General features: G+C 37.1%; 2 protein-coding genes. Both read left to right on the plus strand.

The features are described from left to right. Positions 1–116 precede the first annotated feature (116 nt). Positions 117–317 carry an excisionase gene (locus LJE08_RS13800; protein ID WP_227403556.1) on the plus strand — a complete coding sequence of 67 codons (201 nt, stop codon included), beginning with the start codon at positions 117–119 and terminating at the stop codon, positions 315–317. Between the two features lie 86 nt (positions 318–403). Next, positions 404–485, plus strand: an 82-nt coding sequence (locus LJE08_RS13805) for an integrase DNA-binding domain-containing protein (RefSeq protein ID WP_255650361.1), incomplete at its 3' end; no start/stop codon positions are given.

Below are 485 nucleotides of genomic sequence, written 5' to 3' on the forward strand. Positions count from 1 at the left end.
TGTGAAAGCAGGACGTTATAAGAATATGTCAGAAGCATTAGAAATGGCATGGTTTAATGCTAAATATGAGCAAGCATTTCAATGTGTTATTTGGAAAGCAGGAGGAAGTGATTATTATGAATAGGACAGTTAATATTGAAAACAAATTCTTGCTTACGTTCACAGAAGCAAGTCGATATTTTGGAATCGGGGAAAACAAACTTCGCAACATGGCAAGTTTAGAACAGAATCCCGACTGGTTACTATACAACGGAAGTAGACAGTTAATTAAGCGGGTGCGTTTAGAGGAGATTCTTTTGAAATCCGAGACAATCTAAAATGTATTAAGGCTATGGAAAGAAAGCCTTGTCTATGCTAAAATCACACATAGGCAAGGCTCTTTTCATACTAGAAAGGAGCAATCATGAGTAGACGAAAAGATAACAGAGGGCGATTACTCAAAACTGGAGAATCACAAAGAAAGGACGGACGATACGCATATAAAT

Origin of the sequence: Holdemanella sp. DFI.5.55 (genome assembly GCF_020593575.1) — a bacterium.
GTDB lineage: Bacteria > Bacillota_I > Bacilli_A > Erysipelotrichales > Erysipelotrichaceae > Holdemanella > Holdemanella hominis.

What these genes read in the sequence shown, in the direction of transcription:
- LJE08_RS13800 (WP_227403556.1), top strand. Translation starts at nt 117, where the DNA reads ATGAATAGGACAGTTAATATTGAAAACAAATTCTTGCTTACGTTCACA.